Raw genomic sequence first — 17818 nt, 5'->3', positions numbered from 1 at the left:
ACCGGCCGTAAATGAGCGCGGGGAGGCCACAATGTGGGTGGCCTCCCCTGCGCTGCTTCCAGCTTACGCACTGTGGAGGGCAGAAGACAGTGTCCGAGGCGTCCCACCCCTCTCGCCCCCTCGCCGGACCGATGCGAATGCGCCGCCTCTTCCTCGCCGAAGCGCGCGCCTACCCCGGCCGCCTGGCCGGAGCCGCGATGGCCTGTGCCATGACGGCGGCGGGAGTGGGCGCCTGCACGCTGCTCCTGATCGGTGCTGGCCGCGCGGACTTCCCCGCCCGCTCCGTGGCGGCGACCCAGGCCCAGGACGCCCGCAACCTGCTCTCGCTGCTGTTGTCCATTCTGCTGATGTGCGCCGTGCTGGTGATCGGCTCGACCGTGTCGCTGTGGACGGGGCAGCGGCTCGGGCAGTTCGCCGTACTGCGCGCGCTCGGCGTCACGGCCGGGCGGCTGCGGCGCCTGGTCGCCGGCGACGTGGCCCGGCTCGCGATCGCCGCGGCCGCCGTGGGAGCCCTGGGCATGCTGCCCCTGGCGCACGCGGGGCGACGCCTCCTGGTGAACCGCGAGCTCTTCCCCGAAGCTGCCTCCCTGCCCTCCACGGGCCAGGTCTGGGGCACGGCCTTGGGCGTGTGCATCGCCACCGGGGCGGTGGCCGTCCTGGCCGCGATGGCCAGCGTCTTCGCCGCCGGGCGCGTCGGTCCCGGCGCGCTCCTGAAGGACACGGAAGGGGCCCTGGCTTCCCGCCGCAGCCGGGCGCGGCTGCTGACCGGCCTGACCATGGCCGTGATGCTGTGCGTTCCGCTGCTGTACGTCATGGCCTTCACGCAACTCCCCTCGACGGTGCGGGCTGCCGTCGCCCCCGGCCTCGCCCTGGTGCTCATCCCCACGCTCGCCGTCCTCGCGCCGTGGATCGTGCCCCTGCTGACCCGGCCGGTGTGCGCCGTCCTGCGGATCGCGGACCGGCGGGTGGGACGTATCGCCGCCGCCGGGCTGCGGGCGGCTCCCGCGCGGACGACGGCGATGGCGGTGCCCGTCCTGCTCGCGGTGGGGATCGCCGTCTGTCTGCTGGGCACCGGCGCCACCATGGGGGAGGCCGTCGCGCGCCAGACGGGCGACGGGCTGCGCGCCGACGGCGTGGTCACCGCCCGCCCCGGGCACCGCCTTCCCGCGCAGCCCGCCGCGTCCTCCGGCGGGCCCGGAGCGCTCTCCGGCGTCACCGCCACGGTGCTGGTGTCCACGCGGATCACCGCGCCTCCCACGTCCTTCGACGACCAGCCCTCTCCCGTGGACGCCTGGGGGGCCGACGGTTCCGCGCTCGTGCAGTCCCTGGACCTCAAGGAACGCGAAGGCCGGCTGTCGGCGCTGCGGGAGGGGACGTTCGCCGCCGGCGTCGGCCAGGCGGAGGCCCATCACTGGCGGCTCGGCCAGAAGGTCCGGCTCGCCCTGGCGGACGGGTCCCGCCCCGAGCTGACCCTCGTCGCCGTCTACGAACGCGACCTCGCCTTCCCGGCGTTCGTCATCGCCCGCACCACGGCCCTGCAGCACACCCGGGAACCGTACGCCGACCGGATCCTGCTCAGCGGTGCGTACCGCTCCTGGTCGAAGGAGACCGGTCAGACCGTCGCCTCCCGCGCGCAGTACCTCGACGACCTGAAGCCCCGCAACCCCGCCGACGACCTCGCCTCGCGCCTGATCGTCTCCGTCGTCAGCGGCTACGCGCTGCTGGCCGCGGCCAACACCGCCTCCCTGGCCCAGCGCGACCGCCGCGCCCAGCGCGCCCACCTGCGCGCCCTCGGGCTGAGCAGAGGCCAGCTGCTGCGCTGCGTGCTCTACGAAGCGTTCGGCGCGGCCGCCGTCGGGGCGGCGCTGGCGGCCGCCACGGCAGTCGCCTGCCTGGTCCCCTTCGCCGCGTCCCTGGGCACCGGGGCGCTGCCCGCCCTGGACGTGCCGTGGACCGCCGCGGTCCTGGCCGCCGCCGCCCTGGCGGTCGCCCTGCCCTCGGTGATGACCGCCCACCCGATGTCCACCGTCCGGCAACAGTTCGCAAGGAGGGCGGCGTGAAGCAGCCGAAGCAGAAGCTGGGCAGGCGGTTCTGGCTGCTGTTCAGCGGGGAGGCCGCCTCCGCCGTGGGCACGGCGGCCTCGGTCATCGCCCTGCCCATGGTCGCCTACCAGGTGAGCGGCGACGTCCGGCACGCCGGATTCACCAGTACCGCGCTGTCCCTGGGGATCGTGGTGGCCCGGCTGCCCGCCGGGGTGCTCGCCGACCGCTACGAACGCCGGACGCTCCTCCTCCTGGGCAACGCCGTCGGCGCCCTGGTGCTCGGCACCCTGGCCGTGCTCCGTGCGGCGGGCTCCGTCCACCCGGGCGCCCTCCTGGCCGCCGCCTTCCTCCTCGGCGCCGTGGGCAGCACCCTGGCCCCCGTCGAGAACGTGGCCGTGCGCACCTTCGTCCGGGCCGACCTGCTCCCCCGCGCCCTGGCCCTGATCCAGAGCCGTGCCGCACTCGCACTGATCGTCGGCCCTCTCGTGGCAGGCGTGCTGCTCAAGGCCAACGCCGCCTGGGTCTTCGCCGCCGACGCCCTGACCTATCTCACCGCGGCCTGCTGCGCCTTCCTCCTCCCCGCCAAAGCGGGCCCCACCGGGGGGCAGCAGCCGGCGCTGCGGGCCGTCACCGAAGGCCTGCGCTTCCTGTGGCGGTCCCCCTTCCTGCGCTACGGCGCGCTCAACGCCACCGTCCTCAACCTCGTCTTCAACGGCCTGCTGATCGTCGTCATCGCCTCCTGCGACAGGACCGGCGCGGGCTCGGTGGCCGTGGGCGTGCAGACCGCCTGCTTCGGTGCGGGCGCGGTGGCCGGATCCCTGATCGCCGCCCCGGTGGCGCGCAGACTCCCCGCAGGCCGGGGCATCGCCCTGGCCACCGCCGTCATCGCCCTCGCGCTGCTCGGCTTCGCCACGGTCCGCAGTACGTGGGGCGCGGCCCTCATGCTGGCGATCGCCACCGCCGGCGGCCCCGTGATCACGGTGGTGCTCTCCTCGATGCAGATGCGCATCACGCCGCCGCAGCTGCAGGGGCGCGTCCACAGTGCCAGCGGCTTCCTCTCCCAGGCCGTCGCCCCGCTCGGGCCCACGCTCGCCGGAGCGAGCGCACACGCCTTCGGCCTGGGGCCGACGGTCACGGCGGCGGCCGCCCTGGTCGTCCTCCTGGCCGTGGTGGGCTGGTTCACCACCGCCCGCCGTACGGTGGCGGCGGAGGCGCAGCAGTCCCTGGACGCGCAGGTGGCCACGGACGCACAGGAGGCCCGCGTCGGAGAGGTGCCGCCGGTGGAGGCTCCAACGGTGGAGGCGAGCCGTGGCTGACAGCGTGCCAGTGGCCGGTGAGGGTACCCGGCCGGACGGGCGGACCGGTGAACCGGCGGATCCCTACCGCTGGCTGGAGGAGAACTCGTCACGCACGCGCGCGTGGCTGACAACGCAGCAGCACCTGCTGGAAGCCCACCGGGAACGCACCGACGACCGCGGCTGGCAGTCGCTGCTGCACAGGATCGAGACCGCCACTTCGGGCCGCCTCCTGAACCCACCGGTGGAAGCGGGAGGGATGCTCTTCCGGCAGGTGCTGAGCGCCTCCGGCAGCGAACTCCTCACCGCGACCGACCCGCACGGCCGCACCCGCACCCTCCTGGACACCGGCGACCGCCCCTCCCCCACCAGGACGGCGGGCTGGCACCCCGACCCCCACGGCCGCGCCCTGCTCGTCCAGCTCCACCACGACGGGCACGAGAACGGCGGCCTCCACCTGATCCCCACCGACGGCACCGCACCCGCGGCGTACCTTCCCGACGCCTCACCCCACCCCGCCGTGGCCTACGCCGACGGCCTCCTGCTCTACAGCGCCGGCACCCGCACCGAACACACCCTGCACGCCCGCCCGTTACGTGATGACCCGGCCCGGAGCGCGGCCCGGCATCCTCACCGGACCGTGGAACTTCCCGTCCCCGGACCGGCGAGGATCACCTTGCACTGCGGGCCCGGAGGCCATCTGCTGCTGCGCACCCGGACGGCGAAGGCGCCCTCGGCACAGTGGTGGTGCACCCTCTGGGACGGCCACGGCACGCCCGACTGGCAGCCCCTTCCCCTCGACGACCTCCGTATCACCGCGTTCGCCCTCGGCGCGAGCCATCTCTACCTCGCCACAGGCCGGGAGGTCTCGGCGCTGGCCCTGCCGGACGCGGCCCGCGGGCACATCACGGCCCCCGCCCCGCTCCCCCGCCCCGCCGATGCCGGGCCGACGCCAGGAGAGGTCAAGGCCATGCGCGTCCTGGGGCCGGGACCGTACCCGTGCCTGGCGGTCCTGAGGCAGCACGGCACCACCCGGCGCCTCAGCCTGCTCGGCACGCTCGGCATGCAGCCCACCCACGGCATGCGTGCCGAGGACGGAGTCCCTGCTGAGCCGACGACCGAAGCGGGAAGCCGGGGCACCACGGTCCTGACCTGGCACGCCCGGCTGCGCATCGGACCTGCCTCGTACGGTGATGACGGCCGTCCCGGCGACGCGCTGTGGATCCTGGCCGACGACCCGCGGGACGGCTGCTGGAGCCACCGCCTCACCCCCGGCGCACCACCCGTCGCCCCGCCGGCAGGCCACTCCCCCCTCCGTACCTCGACCGCCGTCAGCAGCGACGGCACCTCCCTCCCCGTCACCATCTGCGACCCGCCCTCCGCCGGCACCGGCCCGGCCCCGGTCCTGGTCACCGTCTACGGCGGCTTCGGCGTCCCCCTCGAACCCTCCTGGGACCCCATCCTCGCCGCATGGCTCACCGCCGGCGGGCGCGTGGCCTGGGTCCACGCCCGGGGCGGCGGCGAATTCGGCCCGGAGTGGGCGGCGGCGGGGCGGGGCGCGGGCAAGTCGCGCACCGTCGACGACCTGTGCGCAGCCGCGCGCGCCCTCGTCGACCAGGGCGAGGCGGGCCCGGGACAGCTCGCCGCACTGGCCGCGAGCAACGGCGGCCTGGTGCTGGCCGCAGCGGTGCTCCGCGCCCCTCGCCTCTTCTCGGCCGTCGCCTGCGCCGCGCCCCTCACCGACATGGCCCGCTACACCTCGGGCGGCGGCCTGGGCCGCCTGTGGCACGACGAGTACGGGGACCCCGCCGACCCGGCCGCAATGGCAGCGCTCCTGGCGTACTCGCCTTGTCACCACGTACGGCAGGGCGAGTCCTACCCGGCCACGCTCCTGATCACCGGGGGCAACGACGCACGGGTCCCTCCCTGGCACGCCTGGAAACTCTGCGCCGCGCTCCAGGAGGCGACCGCCGCCCGGCAGCCCGTCCTCCTGGACCACCAGCCCGACACAGGCCACCACGGGCGCACCGGCACCGCCGCCACGGCCCTCAGCGCCCGCGTCCTGGCCCTCCTCGCCACCCGCACCGGCCTCGCCGCACCCACGAGACCGGACCCGCCCTCGCCAGCCACCGACGTGAACGCGCCCTCCCCGCTCCGGGCGCTCCGGCAGCCGACCGCACCCGCACCGTCCTTGAGGAGCACCGCATGACCTGGGCACACCTGCGCCACGGCCCGGCACACCAGCCCTACGCACACCATCCGCCGGCCGCTTCCGCGGTGGACCTCAGCAAGGTGTACGGCAGCGGAGCACGCCGCGTCGCAGCCCTCGACGGTGTGAGCGTGGCATTCCAGCAGGGGCAGTTCACCGCCATCATGGGCCCCTCCGGGTCGGGCAAATCCACGCTCATGCAGTGCCTCGCAGGACTGGACACGCCCACGTCCGGAAGGGCCCTCATCGGCGACACCGACCTGGCCGGCCTCTCCGAGCGCCGGCTGACCCGCCTGCGCAGGGAACGGATCGGGTTCATCTTCCAGGCGTTCCACCTCCTGCCCGCCCTGACCGTGGCGGAGAACATCACCCTGCCCCTGGCCATCACCGGCCGGCGCCCGGACCGGCAGTGGCTCGATCAGGTCGTCACCACGCTCGGCCTCACGGACCGGCTCGGCCACCGCCCCGGAGAACTGTCCGGCGGGCAGCAGCAACGCGTCGCCTGCGCCCGGGCCCTCGCCGGCCGGCCCGACATCGTCTTCGCGGACGAACCCACCGGCAACCTCGACACCCCCACCAGCGCCGAAGTCCTCTCCCTCCTCGCCCACCTGACCCACCGCATGGGGCAGACCATCATCATGGTCACCCACGACCCGGCGGCCGCCGCCTACACCGACCGCGTCGTCTTCCTGGCCGACGGCCGCATCACCGACGAACTCCACCACCCGGACGCCGACCGGATCCTGGACCGGATGAAGCGCTTCAACAACCTGTGACCGGACCGCCGGCCGCGACGGCGCCACTCGACGCACCTCTTGTCGTTTGGACGGCCAGGCCCGCCTCGTCGAGGAGCCGGCGCATTTCGGCTGTCGAAAGGGCCGGGTTCTGGGCTGCGTAGCACGCGTTTGCGGGGTCGGCGAGCAGTTCGTGCAGCCGGGGCAGGGGCAGTCTCGGATCGCCGGCCGCCTCGTGGCGTACGTAGCCGACCTCGTCCCTGCTGAGCCGGTCGAGCAGTTCGGGTGAGGCGTCGGGGGCGCGGAGGGCGAAGCGGCGCAGTCCGGGGTCTTCGTGGTGCGCGAGGGCGGCCAGGCGGTGCAGGGGGAAGCCGGGCTTGTCCAGCAGCCACCAGCGGGTGTAGCCGTCCCACTCGAGGAGGATCCGCCACATGAGTTCCGGCGGCGGTGCCGGATGGTGCTCGCACAGCAGGAGCCGGACGGCGAAGTCGTCGTCGCGGGCGAGGCGGGCGACGAGGTCGGGCGGGAGGTGCGGGCTGACGGCCGCACTGCGGCGCAGCCATATGTGGGAGGAGTGGACGCAGCGACGCATGACGTCGGCGTCCTCGCGGGCTTCCCAGACCCAGAGCAGCGGACGCAGCCGGTCGCCGGGGCCGATCTCGTAGTCGATGGCCGCGCGTTGGGTCTCCGTGAGCTCCGGGCGGGCGGAGACGGCGAGGCGTACGGGGTGGTGGGGGTCCCGGGCGAGGTGGGCGACCAGGTCGGTGGGGAGGGAGGGGTTCTCGGCGATCGCCATCCGCTCGGACGGCTCGTCGCTGTGCGCGTAGCGTTCGGCCAGGCCACGGTCGAGCCGGCCGTGGGTCAGCAGGAGGGCGAGGTCCCAGCGGTCGAGTTCACCGACGAGCTCCGCGGCGTGGCGCACGTCGCCGGGTGCCGCGCGGAGGGCGGCGGCCCGGCGTACGTACGGCTCCTCGTCGGCGAGCAGCGCCTCCCGGGCCTCGGGCGTCAGTTCGTGCCATGCGCGGCAGGCGGCGTGGCGCAGGTCCGGGTCGGGGCTGTCGGCGAGGCCCGCCAGGACGCGGGCGGGGAGGGACGGCGACATCAGCGCCTCGTGGCGGATGATCGGGCGCGGATCGTTGAACAGGCGCTCGTAGGTCTCGTCGGGCAGGGGCTCGGGCCGGCGCCGGAAGATCAGGGGGCCGGCGGCCAGGGCCAGCCGGACCTTGGGCTTGTCACCGACCAGGCGTGCCCGCTGCGCGCCCGGGGCGAGCGGGCTTTCGGCGAACGCGGACCGGACCTTCACGTCGGGGTGGCTCACGATCGCGTCGATCACCTCGTCGGGAAGGTCCGCCCGCCGCGCCACCCTCTCCCCCGTATCAGGACTTTCCGATCGCAGTAGGCGCAGGAGCACGTCGGGAGGGGCGGCGGGGTTGCCGGCGAGGCCGTACAGGATGTCTTCGGACACGGGCTCTCCGGTCGGTCGATGGGCTGTCGGTGGATCACCGGCGCAGCAGGTGAGGGGGCGGTGCCCTCGAGGCGCCGTCTCAGTCGGCGTCGGGGTCCGTGTCGAGGCCGTCGACGAGACGGTCGAGGAAACGGGTGAAGGTGGCCTCGGGGGTGAGGGGCCGTCCGGGTGCGGCGAGGGCTTCCGCGAGCTCGGGGTGGTGGCCGTCCGCGGCGACGGCGGCGAGATAGCGGGCTTCGGCTGCGGCCCGGTCCGGTGCCTGTGCGGTCGCGGCCTGCGCGATCTCGTGGGCGACGTGCGCGGCGACGAATCCGGTGAGCTGGGCGAAGACCTCCAGCTTCGCGGCGCCGTCCAGCCGGGTCGGCCGCAGGGCGGCGAGTGCGCGTTCCAGGAAGGCCAGCGTGTGGGGGCCGAGGGACCGGCGGGCGGACAGCGCGGCGGGGAGCCAGGGGTGCCGGAGCATGAGGGCGCGCTGCAGGTGGCCGATGGCCTTGAGGTCGGTGCGCCAGTCTCCGGTGAGGGGATCCGTGGCCGGGAGCTCACCGCTGACGTGGTCGACCATCAGTTCCAGCAGGGTCTCCTTGTCGGGGGCGTAGTTGTAGAGCGACATGACGCCGGCTCCGACCTGGGCGGCGACGCGCCGCATGGTGACCGCTTCCAGCCCTTCGGCGTCCGCCAGGGCGACGGCTGCGGCCGTGATCGCCCGGCGGCTGAAGGCCGGTTTGCGCCCTCTGCCGGACCGGCCGGGAGTCAGCCAGAGCTGCTGCGGGTCGACTCCGGCGGCGCCGGCGCCGTCTCCACGGGTCACGTTCTCCTCGCCCCTCTCTTTGCCACTGCGACTTGCGGAAACCATCCAAGCACCCTCTATTCTCGTACACTGTACGTAAATGAGTGAGGGGAACACGATGACACCGCATGCGCACGATGCCGCCCCGAGGACCGTCTGGGGCGCACCGTCCGGGAAGCCGCCGCTCAGCTCCCGGCTGATGAGGGCGACGTGGCGCGGCCTGCCGGCCGCACAGCACGAAGTCGGCTGGGAACCGGGCCTGTCGGTACCGGCCGCGGACGGCAGCACCTTGCGCACCGACCACTACTTCCCCCGCACCGAGGGCGACTTCCCCACGTTGCTCGTGCGTTCGCCCTACGGCAGGGGAGTGCCGTGGTCACCGATGTACGGGTTGCTCTTCGCCGAACAGGGCTTCCACGTGGTCCTGCAGAGCTGCCGCGGCACCGGCGGCTCGGGCGGCCGGTTCGACCTGTGGCGCAACGAGGCCGCCGACGGCCGGGCCGCGGTGTCCTGGCTGCGGGAGCAGCCCTGGTTCACCGGCACCCTGGGCACCGTCGGACCCAGCTACCTCGGCTACGTGCAGTGGGCCCTTGCCCTGGACCCGCCGCCGGAGCTCAAGGCGATGGTGGTCCAGGTCGGCCTGCACGACCCCTACGCCCTCTTCCACGCGGACGGCGCGCTCCGCCTGGAGAACGCCCTCACCGTCGGCGTCGGCATGACGTACCAGCACCGGGGGATCGTCCCCTTCGTGAGGGCGGCACTGCGCCTGCAGCGGCGCATGCGCGAGATCACCACCGCGCGGCCGCTGCGCGGGGCGCACGTGCCCGCCCTCGGAGAGGTGCCCTGGCTCGACGACGTGATGACGCACCCGGACGCCGGCGATCCCTACTGGGACGGCGCGTCCCCGGGAGAGGCAGCGGAGCGGCTGAGCGTGCCCACCGGCCTGATCACCGGCTGGCACGACGCCCTGGCCGACCAGACCCTCGAGCAGTACGCCCGGCTGCGCCGGGCCGGGTGCGAAACCTCCCTGCTGGTCGGTCCCTGGACCCACACCTCCGCACTTCAGCAGGGTTGGCCCGAGGTCTTCGCCGAGAGCCTCGCCTGGCTGCGCGCGCACCTGTGCGACGACCCCGCCGGCCTGCGCCCCGCACGCGTGCGCGTGCACGTCGGCGGCGACGGCACGTGGCGGGACCTCGACGACTGGCCGGCGGCGCCCGGCATGACGACGGCCTGGTTCCCCGCCGCGAACGGGGACCTCATCCGGGGTGCCGGCCAGGATGCCTCCGCGGAACCCACGCCTCTGAAGACGTTCCGCTACGATCCCGCCGACCCCACTCCGTCCCTGGGCGGGCCCCTGCTCTCCCGCGGCGCCGGCCCCCGCGACAACAAGGCGCTGGAAGCGCGGGACGACGTCGTGACGTTCACCAGCGCGCCGCTGACTGCGCCCGTCGACGTCCTCGGCCCGGTCTCCGCGCAGCTGCGCATCTCCGCGGACACCGGCTGCGCCGATGTCTTCGCCCGCCTCTGCGACGTGGACGCGCAGGGCCGTTCCCTCAACGTCTGCGACGGGCTGATCCCGCTGCGGACCGCCGGGCAGGCCCTCGCGGAGGTCACCGTGCCGATGAGCTCGACCGCCCACCGCTTCGCCGCCGGTCACCGCGTCCGTCTCCAGATCAGCGGAGGTGCGCATCCGCGCTTCGCCCGCAACCCCGGCACCGGGGAGCCGCGGGCCGAGGCCACGGGTTTCACGCCGGTCCGGATCACGCTGCACGAGGGCTCGGCGCTGGCTCTTCCTCGTACGGCCGAGGTGCACGGTCCTTCGACGGACGGATAGGCGGAACGCTGCGCTTGGGGCCGCGGCGGACGGTGGCCGCCCGCGCCGGGCGGTGAGCGGTGAGCGGTATCACGGGTTCGCCCGGCGCGGACGGAGCAGGTGCGTCAGTTCCAGGGGTTGGCCGGCTGGTCGTTGATGGCCGTCCAGAAGCGGGTGCCGGCCGGGACGTCCCCGTAGGCCCAGTAGCTCCAGCCGCCCGAACTCTCCAGGTTGGGCCCGTATCTGCCGTCGTGGAACTCGGCCATGCGCCAGCCCGATCCGAAGTTGTTCGCGCAGACTCCGTCGGCGACCGCGCGGCTGGTCAGGCGGGTGCCGCGGATCGGATTGGTGGCCGCGACCGCGCCGCGCGCCCAGCCCGCGTAGAAACCGGGCGTGATGCCGGCGGGGGCCGGCGAGCCGTCGACCCTCAGGCAGAGGACCGGCAGGGCCGTGGTCGTGGCGGTGTCACCCTGGTACGGGTTGCTCAGGGGGCCGCCGCCCACCTGCACCGTTCCGCTGGGGCCGTCCGCGAGCAGGGTCCAGGTCATGGCCTTGCCGTTGGCGTCCCCGGAGGGCGTTGCGGCTGCAGCCGGGGTCACGATGCTCCCTGCCGCGGCCAGGGCCGCAACACCGAGAGCGAGGGCAGTCTTCACCGAGCGCATGGCTTCTCCTCACTGATGTGACATGAGATGCGATGGCGTAACGGTGGGGATTCTCCACGCTCTTCACAGAACCTCCAAGGGTGGAACCGGACACCGCTCGGGCGGCGGCCGCGGCTGCCCCGGGCCATCTCGCCGTGTACGTCAGGCAGTCCGCCGAGGGCCCCGGGGGCGCCACGGTGGCGCCGGGCGCCCGGCATTCGAGGCCGACGTCGTGCAGGCACCCGGACATCTTGCAGGCACCTCCGATCCGGCCCCCGATCCGGCCTCCTCCCCGGCCCCTTGACCGGGCCGCACGCCACGGGGTCAGCTGACCGTGGATCCCGGGCCGGCAGCACACGCGACCGGGACCCGACGACGACCGGAGCGAGCAGGCCGGCCGCAACACCGGCGGGCCGTACAGGACGGAGGCGGAGCGACATGACCACACAGGCACGCGACCGGGTGCAGCAAGCCGACCCCCTTCCCCTGCACCGTCTGCAGGTCGCTGCGCCGCAGGTACCGCCGTTCGCCATGGGCTCCTTCGACGCCCTCGGCCCCGACTCCCGGGCGGGCTACCCGCACCGGCACACCTTCTACGAGATCGTCTACGTGACCGGCGGCTCGGGAGCCCACGTGATCGACCTCGTCCGCAGGCCCCTCAGCCCTCCCCACCTGTGCGTCATCCTGCCCGGGCAGGTGCACCACTGGGAGCAGGTGTCGGGCCTGCGCGGCGTCCTGACGCTGTTCACCGAGGACTTCCTGCTGGCACGCCCCGGCGACCGGCAGTTGCTGCGCACGCTCGCGGAGCAGCACTGGCTCCGGCTCCCCGCCGCGTCCTCCGGCGGGGACGGCGACGCCGCGGGCATCGGCCCGCTCATCCGGGCCATGGCAGCCGAGTTCGCTGCGAAGGCCGACGGGTACGCGTCCGTGCTGGAGGCGTACCTGCACATCCTGCTCGTACGCGCCCTGCGCCTGCCCGGCGCGCGAAGACCCGACGCCGCAGCCGGCCGGGCCGCGGAAGTCGCTCGGGAATTCGGCCTGCTGCTCACCGGGACCGCGGGTGCCGAGCGGTCGGTGGGGGCGTACGCGGCGCGCATCGGCGTCTCCGTCGGCTATCTGAACGAGGCCGTCAAACAGGCCACCGGCCGTACGCCCGGCGAGCTGATCCGCGCGGCCCGGACGCTGGAGGCGAAGCGGCTGCTGGCCGGTTCCTCTCTGGGCGTCGGCCAGGTCGCCCGGCGCGTGGGCTTCACCGACCCCGCGTACTTCTGCCGCTTCTTCCGGCGCGAGACCGGCCTCAGCCCCGGGGACTTCCGCCGCAGGACGGTGACGGAGGAGCCGGGAAAGGCAGAGCCCCACGTAAGCCCAGGGAATCACCATGTTTGCCCAGCGGAGTCCATCGATCCGCAGGGCCCGCCTCCCTAGGTTCGTCGGTGAGCCACTCACCCCAGGAGGCGGACCATGACGGACGATCACACGCGGAGGGTCAGTCGCAAGACCCTGCTCAAGGCGGCACTCGTGGCGGTGCCCCTGCCCGCCCTGCTCGGCAGCGGCGTGGCCCTCGCCCGGGACCACCGGCCCTCGGACGCACCCCTCCGGCCGACGCCCTTCTGCGACGACGGGGACGACCCCACGCCGCCGCAGATCGAGGGCCCCTACTTCAAACCCGACTCCCCCGAGCGCGCTTCGCTGCTGGAGCCGGGGACGCGAGGCACGCGGCTCACGGTCGAGGGCTACGTCTTCGGACCGACCTGCCGCCCCGTCGCGCACGCCCTGCTGGACTTCTGGCAGGCGGACGACGCAGGCGCGTACGACAGCCGCGGCTTCCGGATGAGGGGGCACCAGTACACGGACGCCCGGGGAGCGTTCAAGCTGACGACCATCGTGCCGGGCCTCTACCCGGGCCGTACGCGCCACCTCCACGTCAAGGTGCAGGCTCCCGGCGGCCCTCTCCTCACCACGCAGCTCTATTTCCCCGGAGAGCCCCGCAACAACACCGACCCGCTCTTCAACGCGGCCCTGCTCATGAACGTCCGTCAGGCCGGCCCGGCGAAGCAGGCGACCTTCGACTTCGTGGTGAACGCGGGCGGGCCCGGGAAGTAGCAGTGCGGGCGGCGGCCGGGCCGTCAGACCGACAGCCGGTAGCCGAGGTCGCCGAATGCGACGTGATCGCCGGGCCCGACCCGCACGGACCCGGCGATGCGCAGGCCGTTGACGTAGGTGCCGTTGCGGGAGCCGAGATCCGTCAGGCGCCAGCCGTGGTCGAGCCAGCGCAGCTCCGCGTGGCGACGGGAGACCGTGTCGTCCTCCAGGCGCAGGTCGGAGACCGGGGCCCGGCCGATGGTCAGCGGCTTCGTACCGGGCTCGGGAAGCCGGAGGCCGGGGAGCCGCGCACCCCGCCAGGCTCCGCGCACGTGGGCCCCGAAGGCGGACAGACGACTCACCGTACGCAGGATGAAGTCCGAGAACCGTCCGCGGACGGGGAGATCGGCCATGGCGAGCTCGATCTCGGCGCTGGTGCGGGCGGTCAGGACGAGGTCCATGCGGCGCATGAACGTGTCGTGGGACAGCCTGCCGTCGCCGGTGCCGTCGCGCAGGATCGCCAGGGCCCGCTCCCGATCGGCCTCGGAGGGCCGTGTCACGCGCGTACGGAACTCAGGGGACGTCATGGAGGTGATTCTCGGGTTTCGGCCCCGCCCTGTCCATAAAATCAAACACATGCACGGCGCTGATGGGAAATCAGCGGATCCGGCCGTGTCGGCGTCGAGGGCACCCGGCACGGGGGCGCACCGGGCCGGGGTGGGAAGGTGTCAGGGCCCGCACGCCGTCCGACGGAGGAGAGAGCACAGCATGGCCGTGGCGACGAGGCCCTCGTCGGCACCATGGAGCACGGGGTGCTGGGGCGGCGCTGGGTCTACGACGGCTGCCACGACCCGGTGCTGGTCGCCCAGTTGCTCGCCCTGGTCGAGGGCCGGGTGCAGGCCCAGGACCAGAGCGTCAGCGACACCCCCGACCCGGAGGTCACCCGCTCCTTCACCGGTGCCGGCCCGGCCCCGGCGGACTTCACCGTCACCGCCACGACCGACGGTGAAGAGGCCACCGAGCTCTCCGCCCCGCACGACGCGACGCTGCACCTGCACCGGGTCCTGCGGCCCGGCCCCGACGCCCCCGCATCCCTCCCCGAAGGGGCGGCAGGACATGTCGGCGGCTCCTGGCAACTCCCGGACGGCACCCGCGTTCAGGGGCTGTTCGCCGTCCTGCAGGACCTCCCGCAGGCCTGAGCCGCGGCAGCACGCTTCGCGGGGCGCCGAGGCGGTGGTTCGGCGGCTACTTCGGAACCTCGATCTTGTTGAGTTCGATTTCGCGCTCGATGTACTGCCCGGCGGCACCCTGATCCGGCTGCTTCCGGGCGCGTGCGCGGATCTTGCCGAGCTGGCCCAGCCCTTCGGGCCTCGGCAACTGGGCCAGCTCCCGTCGCGGTAGCACCTTGAAGTACTCCAGCCAGGTCACCTTGTCGATCCCCACGATCGACCGCAGTGCGGTGATGACCGAGGGAGCCACCCCGTCACGTTCCAGCTCCTTCACCTCGCCGGCCGTCAGCAGGAAGTGGAAGGGGAAGTCCGGGTTCTGCTCGGCCAGGTGCCGCTTGATCTCGTCGGCCGTCAGCTGCCACCGGGTCCCACCGCCCGGCTGCTCCTCCTCGAAAGGGTGTGCAGCGTATTTATCCGGTTCGCCCTTGACTCCGTGGGACGTCTTGATCGCATGCTCGTACTCGAATGCGGTGCCCTTTGCATGCACGCTCCGGTTGAACCACACCACGACCGATCCGACCGGTGCCTGCTCAAGGCCGGCGGGGTCGCCGACATCGCGCTGGTCCGACTCCAGGCCCTTCACGGACGTGCCGCGGCCGCCTCCGACATGGAATTCGGGGAATTTGGCGTTGAACGCCGCCGCCACCGGCAACATCTTTCTCCACGCATACAGCTGGGCAAGCTGAGTGAAGAACAGGCACTCGCACGTCCACCTCTCCAAGTGCTGGAACAGCAACCCCACGGCCTCGTACGGAGTGGCGGTCTTGGGGACGAGCCGCTCGTGCCCCTGCATCTTTTCCATGTTCGTCTGCGACGAGGTGAAGTGCTCCGCGTCGAACCTCAGCTCGCCCGGCCGGGGGAAGGCGCATCCCTGGGCTTCCTTCTTGGACCGCACGAGCAACTCGACTCCTTCCTGCAAGGCCTTCTCCCATTCCTTGCGGAACGTCTCGTCGTTGAGGTGCGGGGCCGCACTCACGCCGCGGTCCGAAGGGACCACCCGGTCCTTCATGGCCTCGGCGAAGCCCCCTTCGACCCGCTCGTCGAGGAGATGCACGAGGCGCGCGCGTTCGGACGCGCCGAAGGAGTCGTGGAGCTCCTTGGTCCGTACGCCGCCGGAGGAGAGGACGGCAGTGAGGTCGGGCCCGAGGCTGCGCTCCAGGATGGTGAGGATCGCCTGGGCATCGCCCTTGCTCACGTAGCCGTCGTACAGGTCGCGCACCAGCAGTCTCTTCAGCTGCGGGTCGAGCACGACGGAAGGGTCGCCGGCTTCCCACAGTGCGACCGCTGCGCGTGCCTTGTTATCGCTGTCGTAGTCCCCCTCCGGCTTGCCGGTGCGGCGCAGCTTGCCGAGGTAGCGCTGCAGCTCTTCAGGCGGAAACGTCCCCTCGCCGACCAAGCGGGAGAAGGCTTCGGCCGGGCCTTGAGTGAAGATGTCGCCGACGAAGCTCACGGCATCGCCGAGGAAGTTGACGACGTCACCGAGGAAACCCAGCGGGCCGGAGCGCTGCACGTACAGCGGCCCGTCCGGGCGCGCGGACGGCTCCTGCTGGATGACGTGGGCCAGTTCGTGGGCGATCAGGGCCCGGCCCGGCGGCGTGGCCGGCCGGTAGTGGCCGGCGGCGAAGACGATGTGCCGTCCGGCCGTGTACGCAGCCGCGTCGAGCAACCGCGCAGACGCGTCCGCGCGCGCGTCGGTGTGCACCCGGACCCGGCTGAAGTCGTAGCCGTGGTGCGATTCCATCCTCTTCCGCGTGGCCGGTTCCAGTGCTTGACCGGGCGCGGCGAGCGCGCTCGCGATGGCGGTACGGGCGGCGTTTCCCGGGGGCCGGGTGAACCCGGGCGCCGGCCCTGCGGCGGTCGGGCCGATACGCGACAGCGACGGGCGGCCGACTGCGGCGGCCCGGGCCTGCCGCTCGTACATGCTGCTGGGCCGGCTGATCATGACGGGCCGATGCAGCGGCGAGCGCACCTCGGCGCGGGCTGTCCGGTGCACGTGCTCGGCCATGGCACCAGTATGTCCACGGCCCGGCGACGTGCCACCGCGGACGACGCGCCTCCAGGCGCGAGGCACCCGGCCGGGAGGGACGGAGCCGGCGGCGGAGGGAGAAATGACTGGGGCGCAGCTCAGGGGGTGGCCAGCCTTGCCGCCACGAGCCGCTCGACGCACCGCGGCTGATCGGGTCGGTACGGCTGCGCGGCGCCGCCCCCGAGACCGGTGAGGCCGAGCTGGACCTCCGGATCGGCGACAAGGACTACTGGGGCCGCGGCTACGCGACCGACACCATGCGGGTGATCTGCCGATACGGCTTCGACGAGATGCGGCTGCACCGGATCGCCCTGACCGTCGTCGCGGACAACGTCCCGGCTCGCCGTGTCTACGAGAAGGTCGGCTTCGTCGAGGAGGGCCGCCGGCGGGAGTGCTTCCGCCGGGACGGCAAGTGGCACGACATGATCGTCATGGGGCTCCTGGAGGGCGAACTCCGCTGACGCCGGATCCGCCCTCCCCTTCTTCTCCCCCCCCACCCCCCGCCCGGCGGATGAGTACGCGCACCTGCGCATTCTGAGTAGCCGCCCCGAGGCGCGCCGGCCGGCGCGGAGGGTTCACTGGTCCCATGAACGACCAGGGAACGCGAGAAGACGTCGAGCTGCGGCAGGCGTGGGCCGACGCCAACGCTGCGGACGCCGCCGAGCAGACACGGGAGGCCCGTCCCGGCGGACCCGCCGATCGTGACGACGACGCCTCGAGTGCGCCCTTCTGGGCCACGGTCCTCGCGGTGCTGGTCATTCCCGTGGCCGTGCTGTTCGGCTCGCTCGCCCCCATGGCCACCGACAGCTGCGGTCCGGACAACTGCTCCGGGGCGCTCGACGGCACCCTTGCCGTGGTCAAGTACAGCCTGTTCACCACGGTGATCGGTACGCCGGTACTGCTTCTGGCGTCCTGGCTTCTTCCGCGCCGCATACGCTACGCCAAGGCGCGCAAGCACCTCGCATGGTGTGCGCTGCTCCCGCCGGTGATCGTCATCCTCCTGGTGCTCGGCCTGCCGGAGTGAGGGCCGTCCGCGCCCCTCGCCCGTGACCCCGAAGCCTCGTACCTCACCGGGGCGACTGTCACCGCCGACGGCGGGTAAGCGGTCCGGAGGACCGGCGCCGGCAGGTCCTGGAATGCAGGGACAACTGGCGCGTAGGCCGACCGGGGAAGATAGTGGAAATCAGGGGATATCCGTCCAATCGGAGGACACCATGATCGTCCTCGGAGTCATTCTCCTCATCATCGGGTTCCTGACCGGTATCTCGATCCTGTGGACCATCGGCATCATCCTGCTGATCATCGGGCTGATCCTCTGGGTCCTCGGCGCAGTGGGGCACGCGGTCGGCGGACGTAAACACTACTGGTAGCCGTTGCTCCCGGCAGGTGCAACTGCGCTAGGCGCAACAGCCGGTCTCCGACCGTCGGCGCAAGGGCAGGCGGTCCAGTCATGCTGCGCCCGCTCGCGAATCGGCGGCGGGCCGTGACGGAAGGA

Annotated in this window: 16 protein-coding genes; 11 read left to right on the top strand and 5 right to left on the bottom strand. The window is 73.1% G+C overall.

What is annotated here, in order from left to right:
- Positions 1–137 precede the first annotated feature (137 nt).
- The 4 genes from AS857_RS14195 to AS857_RS14180 are packed head-to-tail and all read left to right on the top strand — an operon-like array spanning position 138 to position 6322.
- On the top strand, positions 138–2060 hold the full coding sequence (locus AS857_RS14195) for an FtsX-like permease family protein (protein WP_058043456.1): 1923 nt from the start codon (positions 138–140) through the stop codon (positions 2058–2060).
- Positions 2057–3358, top strand: a complete 1302-nt coding sequence (locus AS857_RS14190; RefSeq protein WP_058043455.1) for an MFS transporter — start codon at positions 2057–2059, stop codon at positions 3356–3358. The genes AS857_RS14195 and AS857_RS14190 overlap by 4 nt, the downstream gene beginning before the upstream one ends.
- Positions 3351–5546 carry a prolyl oligopeptidase family serine peptidase gene (locus AS857_RS14185; protein ID WP_144440810.1) on the top strand — a complete coding sequence of 732 codons (2196 nt, stop codon included), beginning with the start codon at positions 3351–3353 and terminating at the stop codon, positions 5544–5546. The genes AS857_RS14190 and AS857_RS14185 overlap by 8 nt, the downstream gene beginning before the upstream one ends.
- A complete protein-coding gene (locus tag AS857_RS14180; protein ID WP_058043453.1) occupies positions 5543–6322 on the top strand; it encodes an ABC transporter ATP-binding protein in 780 nt (259 codons plus the stop codon). Before AS857_RS14185 ends, AS857_RS14180 begins: the two co-directional genes overlap by 4 nt.
- Here AS857_RS14180 and AS857_RS14175 read toward each other — a convergent pair.
- On the bottom strand, positions 6309–7745 hold the full coding sequence (locus AS857_RS14175; protein ID WP_063804250.1) for a hypothetical protein: 1437 nt from the start codon (positions 7743–7745) through the stop codon (positions 6309–6311). The genes AS857_RS14180 and AS857_RS14175 overlap by 14 nt on opposite strands.
- A 79-nt stretch (positions 7746–7824) precedes the next feature.
- Complete coding sequence (locus tag AS857_RS14170; protein WP_079110316.1) at positions 7825–8598, bottom strand: TetR/AcrR family transcriptional regulator C-terminal domain-containing protein; 774 nt, start codon at positions 8596–8598, stop codon at positions 7825–7827.
- A 133-nt stretch (positions 8599–8731) separates the two neighbouring features.
- Here AS857_RS14170 and AS857_RS14165 point away from each other — a divergent pair, with 133 nt between their 5' ends.
- Complete coding sequence (locus AS857_RS14165) at positions 8732–10366, top strand: CocE/NonD family hydrolase (RefSeq protein WP_107105625.1); 1635 nt, start codon at positions 8732–8734, stop codon at positions 10364–10366.
- A 104-nt stretch (positions 10367–10470) separates the two neighbouring features.
- Here AS857_RS14165 and AS857_RS14160 read toward each other — a convergent pair whose 3' ends face one another.
- Positions 10471–11007 (bottom strand): hypothetical protein, encoded by a 537-nt coding sequence (locus AS857_RS14160; RefSeq protein WP_058043450.1) that lies wholly within the window; start codon positions 11005–11007, stop codon positions 10471–10473.
- A 417-nt stretch (positions 11008–11424) separates the two neighbouring features.
- Here AS857_RS14160 and AS857_RS14155 point away from each other — a divergent pair, with 417 nt between their 5' ends.
- Positions 11425–12411: an AraC family transcriptional regulator gene (locus AS857_RS14155; RefSeq protein WP_173864754.1), complete on the top strand. Its 987-nt coding sequence runs from the start codon at positions 11425–11427 to the stop codon at positions 12409–12411.
- A gap of 36 nt (positions 12412–12447) precedes the next feature.
- Entirely contained in the window at positions 12448–13089 is a 642-nt protein-coding gene (locus AS857_RS14150; protein WP_058043449.1) for a dioxygenase family protein, read from the top strand.
- Positions 13090–13112: 23 nt separating this feature from the next.
- On the opposite strand, the gene AS857_RS14145 is transcribed toward AS857_RS14150, so the two are convergent.
- Positions 13113–13655: a DUF1707 and FHA domain-containing protein gene (locus AS857_RS14145; RefSeq protein ID WP_058043448.1), complete on the bottom strand. Its 543-nt coding sequence runs from the start codon at positions 13653–13655 to the stop codon at positions 13113–13115.
- Positions 13656–13793: 138 nt separating this feature from the next.
- On the opposite strand from AS857_RS14145, the gene AS857_RS14140 reads away from it, so the two are divergent.
- Positions 13794–14267, top strand: a complete 474-nt coding sequence (locus tag AS857_RS14140; protein WP_275477359.1) for a maltokinase N-terminal cap-like domain-containing protein — start codon at positions 13794–13796, stop codon at positions 14265–14267.
- Between the two features lie 46 nt (positions 14268–14313).
- On the opposite strand, the gene AS857_RS40630 is transcribed toward AS857_RS14140, so the two are convergent.
- Complete coding sequence (locus AS857_RS40630; protein WP_058043446.1) at positions 14314–16302, bottom strand: eCIS core domain-containing protein; 1989 nt, start codon at positions 16300–16302, stop codon at positions 14314–14316.
- Between the two features lie 107 nt (positions 16303–16409).
- On the opposite strand from AS857_RS40630, the gene AS857_RS14130 reads away from it, so the two are divergent.
- From AS857_RS14130 to AS857_RS40365, 3 genes are all read left to right on the top strand, one after another.
- The gene (locus AS857_RS14130; RefSeq protein WP_079110315.1) at positions 16410–16784 is read left to right on the top strand and encodes a GNAT family N-acetyltransferase; all 375 of its coding nucleotides are present in this window, start codon (positions 16410–16412) and stop codon (positions 16782–16784) included.
- A 125-nt stretch (positions 16785–16909) separates the two neighbouring features.
- Positions 16910–17347 carry a hypothetical protein gene (locus AS857_RS14125; RefSeq protein WP_245699824.1) on the top strand — a complete coding sequence of 146 codons (438 nt, stop codon included), beginning with the start codon at positions 16910–16912 and terminating at the stop codon, positions 17345–17347.
- Positions 17348–17537: 190 nt separating this feature from the next.
- Positions 17538–17693 (top strand): DUF6131 family protein, encoded by a 156-nt coding sequence (locus tag AS857_RS40365; protein ID WP_173864753.1) that lies wholly within the window; start codon positions 17538–17540, stop codon positions 17691–17693.
- Positions 17694–17818: the final 125 nt, after the last annotated feature.

Source organism: Streptomyces roseifaciens (assembly GCF_001445655.1).
GTDB lineage: Bacteria > Actinomycetota > Actinomycetes > Streptomycetales > Streptomycetaceae > Streptomyces > Streptomyces aureoversilis.
This window is presented reverse-complemented; position numbering and strand designations above follow the sequence as displayed.